The following is a 17,429-nucleotide window of genomic DNA, read 5'->3' on the forward strand; positions in this document are numbered from 1 at the left end:
CATCAAGCTGACCTCTTGTGGCGCGCGTCCTCTAGCATTTTTCCTGATGTTACACGACAGCCAGCCCAAGCGGATTCCAACTCGGACCAGCTATCGCGTTTTGTCGTTGACTAGCGAGACGATGTAACGCATTATGAGACGACTTTGCATTTCATGTGACTCTTCGCAGGGTTCTGGGACGCTCCTGGGCCGGCAAAACGGCCTCGGGTCAGAGCCCGCCCTGCATGCGAAACCAATCGGAGAAAAGCGGCGTGAACGGGAACTACGAACCTATGGAGCTGACCGGAGGACAGGCGTTGGTCGCCCAACTCCTGGAAGAAGGCGTGACCGATATCTTCGGCATTCCCGGTATTCAGCTCGACTGGGCGGTTGACGCCATCCGCAGCCAGCCGGACCGCATTCGCTACATCATGCCCCGCCACGAGCAGGCGACGTCCTACATGGCCGACGGCTATGCCCGCACCACCGGCCGCGAAGGCGTGTTCATGGTCGTGCCAGGCCCCGGCGTGCTCAACGCTCTGTCCGGCCTCGCCACCGCCTATGCCTGCAGCTCGCGCGTGCTCTGCATCTCGGGCCAGATTCCCTCGACCCTGATCGGTCAGAAGCACGGCATGCTGCACGAAATCCCCGACCAGAGCGGCATCCTCAAGTCGCTGACCAAGTGGCACGGCATCGCTCGTCGCCCCGAAGACGTTCCCGCGCTTGTCCATGAAGCCTTCGTGCAGCTGCGCTCGGGCCATCCACGCCCGGTCGCCATCGAATTGCCGCCTGACGTGCTGCAGGCCAAGGGCGTGACGAAAGTCTTGCCGCGCGCCGAATTCAACCGCCTCGAACCGCAGCCCGACACCATCGAGGAAGCGGCCGCCATCCTGGCGCAGGCGAAGTTCCCCGTCATCCAGGTCGGCGGCGGTGCCGCCGCATCAGGTGCCGGCAAGGCCATCCAGGCGCTCGCCGAGCGGTTGCAGGCGCCTGTCGTCATGACTGACGGCGCACGCGGTCTGCTTGATGACAACCACCCGCTTGCCCTGACATCACTTGGCGGACGCGCGGTGTTCCCGCATGCCGACGTCATCGTTGCGGTCGGAACCCGGTTCATCGACGGCATCGCCAAGCCGACCCATGCCAGCGGCGACACCAGATACGTCTATGTCAATGTTGATGCGGGTGCCGCTGGAGCACCCCGCACGCCGGGCTGCCTGGTGCTGTCGGACGCAACCGCCGCCGCCGAAGCCCTGCTCGCAGCTCTGCCGTCCGAAATACGAGCTTCGTCATCAGACAAGATCGGCAAGGTCAAGGCCTGGTCCGCATCGCAGACCGATGCCATCCAGCCGCAAACCGACTATGTCAGGGCCATTCGCTCCAGCATGGCCAAGGACGACATCCTCGTCAGCGAACTGACCCAGGTCGGCTACTTCTCCAACATCGCCTTCCCCGTCCATGCCGCCAATTCTTACGTCACCCCGGGCTACCAGGGCACACTGGGCTACGGCTTCAACACCGCACTCGGTGCCGCCCACGGCAATCCGGACCGGCGCGTCGTTTCGCTCAATGGCGACGGCGGCTTCGGCTGGGGCATGCAGGAACTGGCGACGTTGGCGCGCGACGGCTGCAACATGTCGGTCGTGGTCTTCGTCGACGGCCACTACGGCAATGTCCGCCGCATCCAGCAGCGCACCTTCGGCGACACCTTCGCGGTCGAACTCGCCAACCCGGACTTCGCCCATCTGGCAAGCGCCTTCGGCCTGCCCTTCGAAAAGGTGGACTCACCATCGGGACTTCACGACGCACTTGTGCGGGCAAAAGACAGCAACGGCCCGGTCCTGATCGCCGTCTCGGTCAGCGAAATGCCGAGCCCCTGGGCGCTGATCCACCCCTTCGTGCCCTCGCCCGTCACGCCACCAGCCAACCCGCTGGGCTGAACCTCACCGGGCCCGGCATCCCGCGGACGCGCGGCCGGGCCTCCTCGAACGGCTTGGGATGGCCGCAAAAATGAACGACGGTCACCAGCAGACTGCCGACGCGACGATCGAGGTGATCGTCCGTCGGATTTCCTACGAAACGCCGACGGTCCTCTCATACGATCTCAGGCCTACCAACGGCGCGCCCCTGCCTTCCTTCGACGCGGGCGCCCATATCGACGTCCATCTTCCCGATGGTCTGGTGCGGCAATACTCTCTGATCGGTGCGCCGCATGCTTCAGACTACCGCATCGCCGTCGCACTCGACCGAGCAACACGCGGCGGTTCGCGCTGGCTGCATACAAATGCACGGCCCGGCGATCGGATCAGGATTTCGCAGCCCCGTTCGACCTTCGCGCTTGCGGACTCCAGAGCCACGTCGATCCTGATTGCAGGTGGCATCGGCATCACGCCCCTGCTGGCCATGGCGCGACAGCTGCACGAGGCAGGGGCTGACTGGACGCTACATTATGCTGTGCGTTCGCGAGCCGAATGCGCACTTCTCGACGAGCTCTCGGCGCTCAGCGACAACATCCAGCTTCACGTCGACAGCGAAAAAGATGGTCTGCTCGATATCGCGCGCATCGTCGCTCAGGCAACGCCGGATGCACAGCTCTACTGCTGTGGTCCCGCGCCGATGCTCGCTGCGTTCCTGGACGCCGCCTCGTCGCGCGATCCCTCGACCGTGCATTCCGAATCCTTCACGCCAACCGTACCGGCCGCCGATGATGGCGGCTTCATTGTCGTCCTGAACAAGTCGGGGCTCTCGATCCAGATCGGTGCCGACCAGACAATCCTCGATGCGCTCGAACAGGCCGGGGTGCATGCGCCCTCGTCCTGTCGCAACGGCGTCTGCGGCACATGCGAAACCCGCGTGCTGGAGGGTGTGCCCGACCACCGCGACAAGGTTCTCAGCGACGCGGAACGTGCGGCCGGCAACACGATGATGATCTGCTGCTCACGCGCCACGACAGCACTGCTGCGGCTCGACCGCTAGGGGAGGAATGACAATGACAAAAGACGGATCGGCCTACGCCTTGCCCAAGCCGACATATTTCGCCGAGCTGACCGAAGTCGGGCGTGGAACGCCGATGGGCGAACTGCTGCGGCGCTATTGGCACCCGGTCGGACTGTCGGGAGACGCCACCGCCACGCCCCGAAAAATCATGGCGCTGGGCGAGGAGCTTATCCTGTTTCGCGACGGCACCGGCCGGCCCGGCCTCGTACATCCACGCTGCGCCCATCGCGGCGCATCGCTCTATTATGGCCGGGTCGAGGAGCAGGGCATTCGCTGCTGCTATCACGGCTGGCTGTTCGACGCTGACGGCAACTGCCTGGAACAGCCTTGCGAGCCCGAAATGGGTGCGAAGACCCGCGGACATATCCGCCAGCCGTATTATCCGCTGGAGGAAAAATACGGCCTGATCTTTGCCTATATGGGCCCGCTCGACCGCAAACCCGTGCTGCCGAGCTATGATGTGCTGGAGACGCTCGAGGCCGGCGAATTCCTCGAAACCGATGACAGCAGCATCGGCAGCGGCGGGCCGGTCATCGTCGATTGCAACTGGCTGCAGCACTATGAAAATGTGCTCGACCCGTTCCATGTGCCGATCCTGCACGGCTCCTTCAGCGGTGACCAGTTCAACTCCAAAATGAGCCTGATGCCGCGTGTGAGCTTCCACTACACGCCGCGCGGCGTCTCCAGCCTGCAGCTGCGCGATGTCGAAGCCGGCGAGCATCAGCGCATCACCGAGGCCGTGATCCCGACAGTGCGCGCGGTGGCAAGCCCGGTCGCAACCGTCGACGGCCCGTGCAGCCTGCTCGGCTGGGTGCTGCCGATGGACGATATGTCGTTCCGGATCTATTCGGTCGGCCGCGTCAGCGAAGCCGGCACTCTGGCCAAGATCCGCTCGAAATATGCCGGCAAGCTCTGGCACGAGCTGACGGAGCAGGAGCATCAGAGGCTGCCGGGAGACTACGAGGCGCAAGTCGGCCAGGGGCCGATCACCTTCCACTCCGAGGAAAACCTGACCTCGACCGACCAGGGCATCGGCATGCTGCGCCGAGTCCTGCGTCAGCAGGTCGACGCCGTTGCCAACGGCAAGGATCCGATCGGGGTCGTCTTCGATCCGACCAGAGCGCTGGTCGAGCTCGAGGCCGGATCGCGAACGATCGCCAAGGGCATCTAACCGGTCGCCGGGGCGCAACCGCCCTGCGGGCCGGCAAAGCTGATCTGGTTTAGCTGGATTGCTTCGGCATCAGGGCCGGGTTGACGCCGTCGGCATAACGCTTCTGGATTTCGCTTGCGACCGATCTCACGGTTGCCAGCAGCTGGACATCGGGCTCAGGCACCAGCAGCGACGACGACAGGATGACGCCGAGCGCGGCACAGACCTGGCCGTCGGCCTCGAAGATCGGGGCGGCGATGCCACCAAGCCCGTTGCCGCGCGTGTCGGTCTCGAAGTCGACGCCATAGGCCGTCAGGTTCTCGACGACCCGCGGCGGCACCGGCTTCTTGTTTTCGAAATAATAGAACAGCCGGGCTGCCGGCGATCCCGGCAAGCTCAGCACCATACCCGGCTGCACCATGATGCCAGGCTCGAAAGGATTGGGCACCGCGTGCACAACCATCGCGCCACCCTTGATCGGCGTTGTCAGCAAGGCCGTATGGCCTGTTTGCGCGCACAGCTCGTTGAGATAGGGCCGCGCGATCTCGACGACATTGCTGCGGTAGACGGCGGCTCTGCCGAATTTGAACAGCCTGCGACCGAAGACATAGCCCTCGCCCTCGCGGGCGTGGTCGACGAGACCGAGCCGCGTCAGCGTCTGCAGGTGCCTGGACACCCTGGCCTTGGTCATGTCAAGCGAGCGGGCCAGCTCTGTCACGCGCACCGGACCAGGAGCATCAGCCAGCGCATCCAGAATCTGGACCGCGACCTCGACGCTTTTTACTGTTGACGAGGATCCTTGCTCGTCGTCATTGTCCTGGCTCGACCGTCTCATGCTGTTCTTCCGCTGCGCATGGCCTGTTATATGTCACGCATAGCAAGAAGTATTCACGAAATTCGAGACAACCGCCTTGAAAATTCCCTGGGTTCGTCGGCGGAAAAAGACAAACCCGGCGACTGGAAGCCGGGTTTGCCAAGATCAGTTCAGATAGACGCTTAGAACGACGCGTCGAGGCGCAGGAAGCCTGAGAACGAGCCGTCGACCGGATAGCTGTCGCCATCGTTGTAGTTGACGGCCAGCTTGGCGTTCAGGTTCTCGACAATCTTGTAGTCGACGACAGCACCGATGGCCCAGTCGTTGGCGTTCAGGTCGACGGTCTGGCCGGTGACGAAGTCGCCGTAGTGACGGTCGCCGAAGTACTGGCCGCCGGCACCGACCGACAGGCTTTCGTTGACCTGGTACTTCACATAGCCGCCGATCGACCAGTCGTAACCCGAATAGGGGGCCAGCAGACCGAGCCAGGTCGCACCCGACTCGTAGGTGGCGACCGCCTGCAGAGTCAGGGCATCGGTTGCCTTGACGTTGACGATGCCCTTCAGCGCGAACTCGGAGAAGCGATCGTCATAAGCTGCGTACAGGTTGACCGAACCCCAGCCCTGGGCGATCGAGACCTTGCCGGTCACGAGCGGCATGTAGTCGAAGTTGTTGGCTTCTTCTTCCAGGCCGACTGACACGGCGATGCCGTTGCCGGCGTCGAAGGTGTAGCGGATCTGGTTGATGAAGGCACCGCCGCCCTTGTCGAACTCACCGTCGATGCCGCCGTCGAACAGCGTGTCGTTGCGACCGATCATCAGACCGCCGACTTCGAAGTAGGCATAGCGGATCCACATGTCGGTGGTATCGCTGTAACCGGACGGCCCCTGCGTGCCGCCGTCGTTCTGCCAGTGCAGTTCGATGTAGCGACGGAAGGTGCCGTATTCGGTCTCCGAACGGGCATCAAGCTTGAGGCGGGCAGCCGAATACTTCTTCCAGCCGTCATCGGTGTCCTTCCAGTCGATCTGGTAGCGAACCAGGCCGCCGACCTTGAGGCAGGTCTCGGTGCCGGGGATGTAGTAGAAGCCCGCGCCGTAGACGTCGCAGATGCGGACATATTCCATCGGCTCCGGTTCGGCGACGACGACAGCGTCGGCCGCACGGGCACCAGAAACTGCGAGCAGTGCCGCAGCAGAGCCGAGAAGAATGCTCTTGATATTCATTATCCAACCTCCATTAGAATTAATCCAAATGGCACAGAGTACTTTCTTATATTGAAAGCAACTTTGGCACCGATCAGACAGAAACGGTTTTTTGATTTTCGTTTCCGGCCAGCTTGAATATCTCTATCCGACAGGATTGATAAACATCAAAATTTGACATCGCGTCACAAAATCGACGAATTATCTAGTTACGTGATATAAAAACAACAACAATACTGTACAAATGAAACGATGAATACATTTGGCACAAATGAAACGTTATTTTTGACACAGTCATTGCAAGAAAATCTCTCCAGGAGGACGCTCGACAGAGCCTATGACATCAAGGAGTGTTCTTTTGCAGCCGAAACGACGTCGCAGACCAGGTCTTGCTTGAGCAAATCGATCGGGGTCCGGCCATTGAGCACCGGCGAAGGATGGATCATCCAGTGCCAGGCCTGCCGCGGATGGGTGATATGGGCGAGCACGTCGCGAATACCCGACGCTGGCCTTCCGTCGACAAACTGCGCCAGGGGGAATACGTGGCGCTGCCGCCCCTTTCGCAATGCGATGACCTCGTTGCAGCGGAACCATCGATGCAAAGTGGACCGCGGTATGCGGAGATTTTCTTCCAGATAGGTGGCGCCAGCGACGCGACCCGCCCACTCCTCGATGGTCATGGAGTCGAGGTCACCACCGCGGAGCGTGACTTGCTGCATCGATGGGGCCGACGGCTGCGCCAGCATGCCAGGATCGCCACCCTCATTTGCCAGGCACTGGCGGGACGCCTCGACAGCAAGGGCACGGATGAATTGCGAGGCAAGGTCAGGCAGTTCGGGCGATATGCTGCTCGGCGGCTGCGCCGCCGGACGGGCCGTGACATCGAGCAATCTCCGCTGCCGCGCCGGCCAACCAATGGTTTCACTGTCGGCGGCGAATATATTCTTCAGCTCACTGATGAAGAATTCAGTGTACTTGTTGACAAGGCTAATGCCGTGCGCATGAATGTCTTCGACCATTCCCATTAATCCTTGCCAATGCAAAATAAAGCATCAAGCTGGAGATCCGATCTTGGGGCACCGCCGATCCTTGCGAAGCTCGCCCCGTCGATCGACGGGCGGCTAACGAGGCCGGCTCAACGCCGGACAAGGCCTGCAGCAGTACGCCCCAGGCCCGGTCGTCGGCCGCGCATATGCAAGACAGCGTTCATCGATACCCTCCCCTCGATGCGATCCGCGCCACGATCCGCACCCATGAGGCTCCTCCGCGGTCGGGGCTGCTCGGCCAGGCTCCGTCGTCCAATCGATGCTGCTGGCAGATCATGCCTACAATGACTTCTGCACAGTTGGCATAGTCGATCCGGACGATGCCCCTGCCATTCTTTGAGCGCCCGCTAACATTCCCCACGGGCATGGGCGACGCGCCTTGGTGGGGAAGCGACCGGCACACCACGCGGCCACACACGCGGCATGGCGAGCGTGACAAAGACATGGTACGCACGACTCGTCATGAGGAATGGGAGCGCGCGTGATAAGCCCGGAGCAATTTCTGGCCTCGGTGTTCTGGGCGCGCGAACTGCCGGAGGACGAGCGCGAGCGTGCAAGACGCGGCATCATGCTGCGCGTCCTTGAGCCGGGCACCTATTTCATCCATCGCGGCGATCGCATAGACAACTGGATAGGTGTGGTCAGCGGCCTGCTGCGGCTGGGTTCGATCACTACCTCGGGCAAGGCGGTGACCTATGCCGGCCTGCCGCCAAGCTGCTGGTTCGGCGAAGGGTCTCTGCTCAAGGACGAGCCTCGCCAGTATGACGTCCTTGCACTGCGCCGCACGCAGGTGGCGCTTCTCAATCGCGCGACATTCTTCTGGCTGTTCGAAAACAGCGTCGCCTTCGACCGGTTGCTGGTGCGGCTCATCAATGAGCGGCTTGGGCAGTTCATTGCGCAGGTGGAGCATGACCGCACGCTCGATTCGACCGGCAAGGTAGCGCGCAGTCTGGCCTCGCTGTTCAACCCGGTGATCAGCCCATTCGTCGGCAAACACATCGATATCAGTCAGGAAGAGATCGGCTTGCTGGCCGGCGTGTCGCGGCCTGTCGCCAACCGAATCCTGCAGGAGCTGGAAAAGGAAGGATTGCTCCGCAGTGAAGGTGGCGGCGTGACGATCCTGGACCTCGACAAGCTGCGCCACTACGGCGAGTAGCACCGCGGCGCTTGGTGTCCGCCAGCGCCGGCAGCACAGCAAAATCAATAATTTAGGGGAATTTTAGCGGCTCGACGACACAAGGCCGGTAGCCAAGACTGAACATTGGCGACGTGTCTGTCAAGCCAGCCCTTGAAAAAGCCTGCCAAGGTTGCGAGCCTCGATGCAACGACCGGGAATACCCGGCGGCATACGAGGGAACGAAACGGGAGGCGTGCCTTTGGCACAAGGGAGCGAGACGCGCGGACACGACACGTTTGCCAAGCTGTTGTGCGAGCACGCACAAGTGCGGCCAGACCGTCCGGCGATGCGCCACAAGGATCTTGGCATCTGGCGGACGTGGAGCTGGAGCGAACTGGCCGAGACAATCCGCGCCTATGCGACCGGCTTGCAGCAGCTGGGTCTCGAGCGCGGCGCGACGATCGCGGTCATCGGCGAAAACCGGCCGGCCATGTACTGGACCATTCTCGCCGCGCAGTGGCTGGGCGCCATCCCTGTCCCTGTCTACGCCGACGCAGTTGCCGACGAGATGGCCTATGTGCTCGACCATGCCGACGTCGCATTTGCGGCGGTGCAGGACCAGGAGCAGGTCGACAAGCTGATCTCGGTCCAAGATCGTGTGCCTAAGCTCCGCACCGTGCTTTATGACGAGCCGCGCGGCCTGCGCGATTATGATCATAGCCGGCTTCACGCCATCGACACCATCATAGCAAACGGCCGTGCCCTGTTGGCTTCCGACGCCACTGCGCGCGCCGCAATCGACGCCGAGCGCGATCATGGCCAGGCCAGCGACATCTCGATCATCCTCTACACCTCGGGCACGACAGGTCGCTCCAAGGGCGTGCTGCTGACTGCCGGCGGCTCGATTGCGGCGGCGCGCGATACCGTCACCTTCGACAAGCTGACCGACCGCGACGAGGTGCTTGCCTACCTGCCGCTGGCATGGGTCGGCGACCACTATCTCAACTATGCACAGTCGCTGGTCGCCGGCTTCTGCATCGCCTGTCCCGAAAGTCGCGAGACCGCCGAGGCGGATACCCAGGAGATCGGCCCGAGCTTCTATTTCGCGCCGCCACGGGTGTTTGAAACCCTGCTGACCCGCATCACCATCCGCATGGAAGATGCCGGCGCGCTGAAGCGCTCGATGTTCAACTACTTCATCGGCATAGCCAAACGCTGGGGCGAACAGATCCTCGACGGCAAGGACGTCCCGCTTCGTGCTCGCCTCGGCTATGCCATTGGCAACCTGCTGGTCTACGCGCCGCTGAAGAACGTACTCGGCTTTTCTCGCATCCGGGTCGCCTACACTGCCGGCGAGGCGATCGGCCCGGATCTGTTTTCGTTCTATCGCTCGCTCGGCCTCAACCTGAAGCAGCTCTATGGGCAGACCGAAGCATTCCTTTATGTCACCGCGCAGCCGGACGGGCAGATCCGTGCGGGCACTGTCGGGCCGGCAACACCCAATGTCGACATTCGTATCACCGACGACGGGGAGGTGCTCTACCGCTCGCCGGGCCAATTCGTCGGCTATTACAAGGACGCGGAAAAGACGGCCGAGACGGTAACGTCAGATGGCTATGTGAGGACGGGCGACGCCGGCTTCTTCGACCCCGACGGCCACCTCAACATCATCGACCGGGCCAAGGATGTCGGCAAGCTGAGGTCGGGCGCGCTGTTTGCGCCGAAATACATCGAAAACAAGCTGAAATTCTTCCCCAACATCAAGGAAGCCGTGGCCTTCGGCCAGGACCGCGACTTCGTCACCGTGATGCTCAACATCGACCTCACGGCGGTCGGCAACTGGGCCGAGCGCAAGAATATCGCCTACGGCTCGTACCAGGAACTGGCACAGCGGCCCGAGGTCTATGCGATGTTCATCGAGCATGTCGCCGAGGTGAACCGGGCACTCGCGGCCGAGCCGCGCATGGCTGCCGCCCAGATCCATCGCTTCCTGATCCTGCACAAGGAACTCGACGCCGACGACGGCGAGATGACCCGCACCCAGAAGGTGCGGCGCGGCTTCATCGCCGAACGCTACAAGCCGCTGGTCGACGCGCTCTACAACGGTGCCGGCGCTGCCGACATCTCGACCGAAGTGACCTTCGAAGACGGTCGCAAGGGCGTGATCTCGGCCCGGGTCCGCATCGCCGACACCAAGGCGATGCCAACCGCAAAGCTCGAGGCCGCCGCATGACCGCGACATCGGAAACCCTGCTGGCGGTCGATGGCGTATCCTTGTCGTTCGGCGGGGTGAAAGCCATCACCGATGTCTCCTTCGACATCCGCAAGGGCGAGATCCGCGCCATCATCGGCCCCAACGGCGCCGGCAAGACCTCGATGCTGAACGTCGTCAACGGCTTCTATCACCCCCAGCACGGCCGCATCACCTACAAGGGAAAGACGCGTCCGCGCATGCGGCCCTACCAGGCAGCGAGCCAGGGCATCGCCCGCACGTTCCAGAACGTGGCGCTGTTCAAGGGCATGACCACGCTCGACAACATCATGGTCGGCCGCACGCTGAAAATGCACCGCGGCCTGTTCTGGCAGATGCTGCGTTACGGGCCGGCGATGCGCGAGGAGATCGAACACCGCCGCGTGGTCGAAGACATCATCGACTTCCTGCAGATCGAGTCGATCCGCAAGACGCCTGTCGGCAAGCTGCCCTACGGCCTGCAGAAGCGCGTCGAGCTCGGCCGGGCGCTTGCGATGGAGCCGGAGCTCCTGCTGCTCGACGAGCCGATGGCCGGCATGAACATCGAGGAGAAGGAGGACATGTGCCGCTACATCCTCGACCTCAACAAGCACTTTGGCACCACCATCGCTCTCATCGAACACGACATGGGCGTGGTGATGGACCTGTCCGATCGCGTGGTGGTGCTCGAATACGGGCACAAGATCGCCGACGGCACGCCCGAGGTGGTCAAGGCCGACCCGAAGGTCATCGAAGCCTATCTCGGCGTGGGGCACTGAGCATGCAGCAGTCTGGTGGAAGAGAGAAATTCCGCATGAACACGAGACGCACGACATGCCGGCCGGCTCGCGCCATCTGCCGGCTCGGCTGAGGGGGGGGGGTAACAGATGCTCTACAACATCTTCATCGACCCCTTCGTCCAGATGGTGCAGATGCCCGACCTGCTGGTGCAGACCCTTTGGGAAGGGCTGGTCTCCGGAGTGCTCTATGCGCTGATCGCGCTTGGCTTCGTGCTCATCTTCAAGGCCTCGGGCGTGTTCAATTTTGCCCAGGGCATCATGGTGGTGTTTTCGGCGCTCACTCTCGTCGGCTTCTACGAGAAGTTCTCGGCAGCAGGTTTCTCGGGTCACGCGGCCGCCTTCGTCGCCCTGATCCTGACCGCAGGGGTGATGTTCGTGCTGGCGATGCTGGTCGAACGTGTCGTGCTCAGGCCGTTGGTCAACCAGCCCGACATCATCCTGTTCATGGCGACCTTCGGCATCACCTATGTGCTGATCGGCCTCGGCGAGATGGTGTTCGGCGGCGACCCCAAGCAGATGATAACAAGCGAACTGTTCCTGCCCAGCGGTTCGGTCGACGTCGAGATGCTCGGCGGCCTCGTCAGTTTCCAGAAGATCGACATCGCCGCCGCGATCATCGCGTCAGCGATGATCGTCGGGCTCGCCCTGTTCTTCCAGAAGACCCGCATCGGCCGGGCGTTGCGTGCCGTGGCCGACAGTCACAAGGCAGCACTTTCGGTCGGCATTTCGCTCAACCAGATCTGGGTCATCGTCTGGTTCGCCGCAGGCCTGGTCGCGCTGGTGACAGGCATCATGTGGGGTGCCCGCTCCGACGTCTCCTTCGCGCTCGAGATCGTGGCCCTCAAGGCGCTGCCCGTTCTGGTGCTGGGCGGACTGACCTCGGTGCCCGGCGCGATCGTCGGCGGCCTGATCATCGGCATCGGCGAGAAACTCGGCGAGTTCTACTGGGGGCCTTTGCTCGGCGGCGGCATCGAAAGCTGGTTCGCCTATGCCATCGCTCTGCTGTTCCTGCTGTACCGGCCGCAAGGCCTGTTCGGCGACAAGATAATCGAGCGGATCTGACACCATGTTCTATCGCGAGACGGGCCAGTTCAAACAAAGCTACGCGGCCGACCAGGCGGTGTTCCCGATCCTGCAGGACAGGCTCGGCCTGGCCGCCATCCTGCTCGTTGCCTTCGTCGTCGTGCCTTTGTTCGGCAACGAGTTCCTGCTCGCCTCGGTCATGGTGCCGTTTCTGATCTTGTCGCTCGGCGCGATCGGGCTCAACATCCTCGTCGGCTACACCGGCCTGTTGTCCCTGGGCTCGGCAGCCTTCATGGGCGTCGGCGCCTATGCCGCCTACAAGCTTTCGACGATCTTTCCGGGCGTCAACATCCTGGTCTGGATTCTCTGCTCGGGCTTCTTCGCAGCCGGCATCGGCGTGCTGTTCGGCCTGCCGTCGCTGCGTATCAAGGGCTTCTATCTCGCGGTCGCGACGCTCGCCGCACAGTTCTTCCTGCAATGGTGCTTCGTCCGCATCAGCTGGCTCTACAACGACAATCCGTCAGGCGCCATCGAGGTGCCGGCGCGCACCTTGTTCGGCCTCGCCATCACCGGCCCGTCGGCCACGCCGGTGACACGCTATCTGGTCGTGCTCGTCATCGTCGTGGTCATGACCCTGCTTGCCTCCAACATCGTTCACGGTCGGATCGGCCGCACCTGGATGGCAGTGCGGGACATGGACATCGCCGCCCAACTGATGGGCATCCGCCTGCTGCCGGCAAAGCTGTTGGCCTTCGCCGTGTCATCCTTCTATTGCGGCGTCTCGGGCGCGCTGATGGTGTTCCTGTGGCTCGGCGCCGCCGAGCCGTCGGCCTTCGACATCAAGCTGTCGTTCCTGCTGTTGTTCATGGTCATCATCGGCGGTCTTGGCTCGATGATCGGCAGCTTCTTCGGCGCCGCGCTCATCCACATCCTGCCGATCGTCATCCGCGGGCTTCCCGAGGCGCTCGGCCTGCCGATCGCAGCCGCGACCGTCGAGCACCTGACCTATCTGATCGTCGGTGCCCTCATCATCTTTTTCCTGATCGTCGAACCGCACGGCCTCGCGCGGCTCTGGCAGATCGCCAAGCAGAAGCTTCGTGTGTGGCCCTTCCCTTACTAGGGGCTGCCCACAAGACGGAAATGCAAACAAGTAGGGAGGAGAACGTCATGTCACTCAAGAACTGGTTATATGCACTTTCCGCAACAGCAGTGCTGACCTTGCCCGCCGTCCACGACGCGCAGGCCGAGGACTCGATCTACGTGCCGCTGTTCACCTACCGCACCGGCCCGTTCGCCGGCTCCGGCACGCCGATCGCCAACGGCATGCACGACTACCTGACGCTACTCAACGAGCGCGACGGTGGCATCGGCGGCGTCAAGCTGATCGTCGAGGAATGCGAGACCGGCTACGACACCAAGAAGGGCCTCGAATGTTATGAATCGGTGAAGCCCAAGAAGCCGGTCATCGTCAATCCGTGGTCGACCGGCATCACCTTGCCGCTGATCCCCAAGGCAGCCGTGGACAAGATTCCCGTGCTGTCGATGGCCTACGGCTTGTCGGCCTCGGCCAAGGGCGACACCTTCCCCTGGATCTTCAATCCGCCAGCGACTTACTGGGACGGCTTCACCCAGATCCTGCAATACATCGCGACGCAGGAAGGCGGCGGCATAGAGAAGCTCAAGGGCAAGAAGATCGGCTACATCTATCTCGACGCCAGCTTCGGCCGCGAGCCGCTGCCGCTGATCGAGCAGCTGTCGAAGGAACTCGGCTTCGAAGCCAAGCTGTATCCGGTTGCAGCCGCCGACATGCAGAACCAGTCGTCGCAATGGCTGAGCGTCCGCCGCGACAAGCCTGACTACATGATCCTCTATGGCTGGGGCGCGCTCAACGCCACCGCCGTCAAGGAAGCTGTCAAGACCAACTACCCGATGGAGAAGTTCATCTCGATCTGGTGGCCGAGCGAGGATGACGCCAAGGGCGCCGGCGATGGCGCCAAGGGCTTCAAGACGCTGAACTGGCATGCCGTGGGCGCAGACTTCCCGCTGCTTGCCGATATCCAGAAGCACGTCGTCGACGCCGGCAAGAGCCAGGTCTCGGGCAAGGACAAGGTCGGCCAGGTTCTCTACAACCGCGGCATCTACAATTCGATGCTGATTGCCGAGGCGATCCGCAGAGCCCAGGAAATCACCGGCAACAAGGTCGTCACCGGCGAGGACGTACGCCGCGGTCTCGAGGGCCTCAACATCGACGACGCCCGGCTCAAGGAAATCGGCCTCGAGGGCTTCACCGGTGCAGTCAAGCTCTCCTGCACCGATCACAACGGTCACTTCTCGACCTTCGTCCAGAGCTGGAACGGCACGACCTATGAAAAGGTGTCCGACTACATCGCGCCGCTGAGCGACAAGGTCGGTCCGCTGCTCGATGCCGACGCCAAGGCCTATGCCGAGAAGAACGCGCCATGGCCGGCCCGTTCCGAGGCCTGCGACGCCTCCTGAGGCTCACCCTGAACCCAGTCCCTTCCCCACATGGGGAAGGGACGATGACCCGGAGCTTGCTGATGTCTGAACATGCTTCCAAAGCGGTCGAGCCGGCCCGGCCGATGCTGTCGGTCAACAATATCGAGGTGATCTACGATCACGTCATCCTCGTCCTCAAGGGCGTGTCGCTTGATGTGCCGCAAGGCGGCATCGTCGCCATCCTGGGGGCCAACGGCGCCGGCAAGACGACGACGCTCAAGGCGATCTCCAACCTGCTCAGGGCCGAGCGCGGCGAAGTCACCAAGGGCTCGATCGAGTTCGACGGCGACCGCGTCGACCGACTAAGCCCAAACGAACTGGTGCGGCGCGGCTGCATTCAGGTGATGGAGGGACGCCACTGCTTCGGCCATCTGTCGATCGAGGAAAACCTGCTCACCGGCGCCTTCACGCGTCGCGACGGCAACCGTGCCATCCGCGACGATCTCGACATGATCTACGACTATTTCCCCAGGCTGAAGCAGCGCCGCTCATCGATGGCCGGCTACACCTCGGGCGGTGAGCAGCAGATGTGCGCCATCGGCCGCGCGATGATGAGCCGACCCAAGATGATCCTGCTCGACGAGCCGTCGATGGGGCTGGCGCCTCAGGTGGTCGACGAGATCTTCGAGATCGTCAAGGATCTGAACAGCAAGCAGGGCGTGTCGTTCCTGGTGGCCGAGCAGAACACCAACATGGCGCTGAAATACGCCACCTATGGCTACATCATGGAGACCGGGCGCATCGTCATGGATGGCGACGCCGCCTCCCTGCGCGACAATGAGGACGTCAAGGAATTCTATCTCGGCATTGGCGGCGAGGGCCGCAAGTCGTTCCGCGAGGTCAAGAGCTACAAGCGGCGCAAGCGCTGGCTGGCATAATCTGTTCCGGGCAGCGCGGGACTAGCCACGGCAGCGCCCTGCCCCTTGTCCAAACTCCAGGTGAACCATGGTGACGAACGCATATTACGATGCCGGGGAAACCCAGGATCCAGCGGCCCGCGAGGCGGCACTTTTTGCCCAGCTGCGTTCGCTTATCGACGCCGCGCTGTCCGCGACGCCGGCCCTGCGCCGGCAGCTCGAGGGGATTGCGCCTGATAGCCTCATCGACCGCACTGCCCTGCAGCAAGTGCCGGTCATCCGCAAAAGCGAGCTGCTTGCCTTGCAGACCGAGAACCCGCCTTTCGCCGGCCTCACGCCCACCAGGCCCGGCGCACTCAAGCGCCTGCTCGTTTCCCCCGGACCGATCTTCGATCCGGAGGGACGCAGCGACGACTGGTGGGGCTCAGCCCGCGCCCTGTTCGCCTCGGGCATGCGTGGAGAAGACGTCGTCCACAACGCCTTCAGCTACCACCTGACCCCAGGCGGACACATGATGGAAGCCGGCGCACACGCGCTCGGCTGCGCAGTGATCCCCGCTGGTGTCGGCAACACCGAACAACAGGTCGAGGCGATCACAGTGCTGAAGCCCACCGGCTACATCGGCACGCCGGATTTTCTCAAGATCCTGCTCGACCGCATGGCGGCATCAGGAGCTGCCAGCCCGTTCCGGCACGCGCTGGTTTCGGGCGCAGCGTTTCCGGCCACGCTGCAGCAGGAGATCGTCAACGCCGGCATCGACGCCTACCAGGCCTACGCCACCGCCGAACTCGGCGTCGCCGCCTATGAAACGGCGGCGCGCTCGGGCCTTGTCGTCAACGAAGGCCTGATCGTCGAGATCGTGCGCCCGGGCACCAACGAGACTGTCCCAGATGGCGACGTCGGCGAAGTCGTCGTGACACGGCTCAGCCCGGAATACCCGCTGCTGCGTTTCGGCACAGGCGACCTGTCGCGTGTCCTGCCCGGCCCGAGCGCCTGCGGCCGCACCAACATGCGGCTCGCCGGCTGGATGGGTCGCGCCGACCAGCGCACCAAGATCAAGGGCATGTTCGTCGACCCGGCCCAGATCGCCGCCATAGGAAGAAAATTCCCCGCCCTTGGCCGGCTTCGCCTCGTCGTCAGTCGCCAGGCCGAACAGGACGTCATGCTGCTGAAGGCCGAAGCCGGTTCAGCCAACGGCGGGCTGCAAGCAGAACTCGAGGCGGCTTTGCAGGCAGCGACCAAGATGCGCGGCGGCGTCGAAATCGTCGCCCCCGGCACCTTGCCCAATGACGGCAAGGTCATCGCCGACGAGCGGCCGATCGAATAATCCAAGGCAGAAGCTCGCCAGCAAGCACCGTCTGTAGAAAGAAGCCCGGGCGTTGCCGGGCTTTTTGTTTGTCGGGGGGTGGATGGGCTGATGTGTTGTCTCAGTGATCCATGGCCTTGACGATTTCTTCGGTCATCTTCTTGGCGTCGCCGAGCAGCATCATGGTGCCGTCCTTGTAGAACAGCGTGTTGTCGATGCCGGCATAGCCGGAGCCGAGGCTGCGCTTGACGAACAGGCAGGTGCGGGCCTTGTCGACGTCGAGGATCGGCATGCCGTAGATCGGCGAGTTCTTGTCGTCACGTGCCGACGGGTTGGTGACGTCGTTGGCGCCGATGACATAAGCGACGTCGGCCTGCGAGAACTCCGAGTT

General features: G+C 62.8%; 15 protein-coding genes. 11 read left to right on the top strand and 4 right to left on the bottom strand.

The annotated features are described in order from the left end of the window. Positions 1-251: 251 nt before the first annotated feature. The 3 genes from HNQ95_RS13580 (at position 252) to HNQ95_RS13590 (ending at position 4,147) form a co-directional block, all read left to right on the top strand. A complete protein-coding gene (locus tag HNQ95_RS13580; RefSeq protein WP_210283770.1) occupies positions 252-1,919 on the top strand; it encodes a thiamine pyrophosphate-binding protein in 1,668 nt (555 codons plus the stop codon). Positions 1,920-1,989: 70 nt separating this feature from the next. Beyond that, complete coding sequence (locus HNQ95_RS13585) at positions 1,990-2,955, top strand: PDR/VanB family oxidoreductase (RefSeq protein ID WP_154384270.1); 966 nt, start codon at positions 1,990-1,992, stop codon at positions 2,953-2,955. A gap of 13 nt (positions 2,956-2,968) precedes the next feature. Continuing rightward, on the top strand, positions 2,969-4,147 hold the full coding sequence (locus HNQ95_RS13590; RefSeq protein ID WP_312870931.1) for a Rieske 2Fe-2S domain-containing protein: 1,179 nt from the start codon (positions 2,969-2,971) through the stop codon (positions 4,145-4,147). 49 nt (positions 4,148-4,196) lie between these two features. Here HNQ95_RS13590 and HNQ95_RS13595 read toward each other — a convergent pair whose 3' ends face one another. The 3 genes from HNQ95_RS13595 to HNQ95_RS13605 all read right to left on the bottom strand — a co-directional run bounded on the left by HNQ95_RS13595 (position 4,197) and on the right by HNQ95_RS13605 (position 7,161). Continuing rightward, positions 4,197-4,961, bottom strand: a complete 765-nt coding sequence (locus HNQ95_RS13595; RefSeq protein WP_182574303.1) for an IclR family transcriptional regulator — start codon at positions 4,959-4,961, stop codon at positions 4,197-4,199. Positions 4,962-5,122: 161 nt separating this feature from the next. Beyond that, positions 5,123-6,163 (bottom strand): porin, encoded by a 1,041-nt coding sequence (locus tag HNQ95_RS13600; RefSeq protein WP_182574302.1) that lies wholly within the window; start codon positions 6,161-6,163, stop codon positions 5,123-5,125. 314 nt (positions 6,164-6,477) lie between these two features. After that, a complete protein-coding gene (locus tag HNQ95_RS13605) occupies positions 6,478-7,161 on the bottom strand; it encodes an antitoxin Xre/MbcA/ParS-like domain-containing protein (protein WP_246340726.1) in 684 nt (227 codons plus the stop codon). 508 nt (positions 7,162-7,669) lie between these two features. Here HNQ95_RS13605 and HNQ95_RS13610 point away from each other — a divergent pair. From HNQ95_RS13610 to HNQ95_RS13645, 8 genes are all read left to right on the top strand, one after another. After that, positions 7,670-8,344 carry a Crp/Fnr family transcriptional regulator gene (locus tag HNQ95_RS13610; RefSeq protein WP_246765458.1) on the top strand — a complete coding sequence of 225 codons (675 nt, stop codon included), beginning with the start codon at positions 7,670-7,672 and terminating at the stop codon, positions 8,342-8,344. 307 nt (positions 8,345-8,651) lie between these two features. After that, positions 8,652-10,538, top strand: coding sequence for an AMP-binding protein (locus HNQ95_RS13615; protein ID WP_246340743.1), 1,887 nt, complete (start codon positions 8,652-8,654; stop codon positions 10,536-10,538). Further along, the gene (locus tag HNQ95_RS13620; protein ID WP_067967538.1) at positions 10,535-11,314 is read left to right on the top strand and encodes an ABC transporter ATP-binding protein; all 780 of its coding nucleotides are present in this window, start codon (positions 10,535-10,537) and stop codon (positions 11,312-11,314) included. Before HNQ95_RS13615 ends, HNQ95_RS13620 begins: the two co-directional genes overlap by 4 nt. Before the next feature lie 108 nt (positions 11,315-11,422). Then, positions 11,423-12,397, top strand: coding sequence for a branched-chain amino acid ABC transporter permease (locus HNQ95_RS13625; protein ID WP_067967535.1), 975 nt, complete (start codon positions 11,423-11,425; stop codon positions 12,395-12,397). A 4-nt stretch (positions 12,398-12,401) separates the two neighbouring features. Continuing rightward, on the top strand, positions 12,402-13,478 hold the full coding sequence (locus tag HNQ95_RS13630) for a branched-chain amino acid ABC transporter permease (RefSeq protein ID WP_067967530.1): 1,077 nt from the start codon (positions 12,402-12,404) through the stop codon (positions 13,476-13,478). A 47-nt stretch (positions 13,479-13,525) separates the two neighbouring features. Continuing rightward, positions 13,526-14,854 (top strand): ABC transporter substrate-binding protein, encoded by a 1,329-nt coding sequence (locus HNQ95_RS13635; RefSeq protein ID WP_067967526.1) that lies wholly within the window; start codon positions 13,526-13,528, stop codon positions 14,852-14,854. Positions 14,855-14,898: 44 nt separating this feature from the next. Then, the gene (locus HNQ95_RS13640; protein WP_067967524.1) at positions 14,899-15,753 is read left to right on the top strand and encodes an ABC transporter ATP-binding protein; all 855 of its coding nucleotides are present in this window, start codon (positions 14,899-14,901) and stop codon (positions 15,751-15,753) included. 67 nt (positions 15,754-15,820) lie between these two features. Beyond that, a complete protein-coding gene (locus tag HNQ95_RS13645) occupies positions 15,821-17,059 on the top strand; it encodes a phenylacetate--CoA ligase family protein (protein ID WP_067967521.1) in 1,239 nt (412 codons plus the stop codon). 100 nt (positions 17,060-17,159) lie between these two features. Here the strand turns inward: HNQ95_RS13645 and HNQ95_RS13650 are convergent. After that, positions 17,160-17,429 (bottom strand): NAD(P)(+) transhydrogenase (Re/Si-specific) subunit beta (locus HNQ95_RS13650; RefSeq protein ID WP_182585794.1); only part of this gene is annotated, 270 nt, incomplete at its 5' end.

Origin of the sequence: Aminobacter ciceronei, assembly GCF_014138625.1 — a bacterium.
Taxonomy (GTDB): domain Bacteria; phylum Pseudomonadota; class Alphaproteobacteria; order Rhizobiales; family Rhizobiaceae; genus Aminobacter; species Aminobacter ciceronei.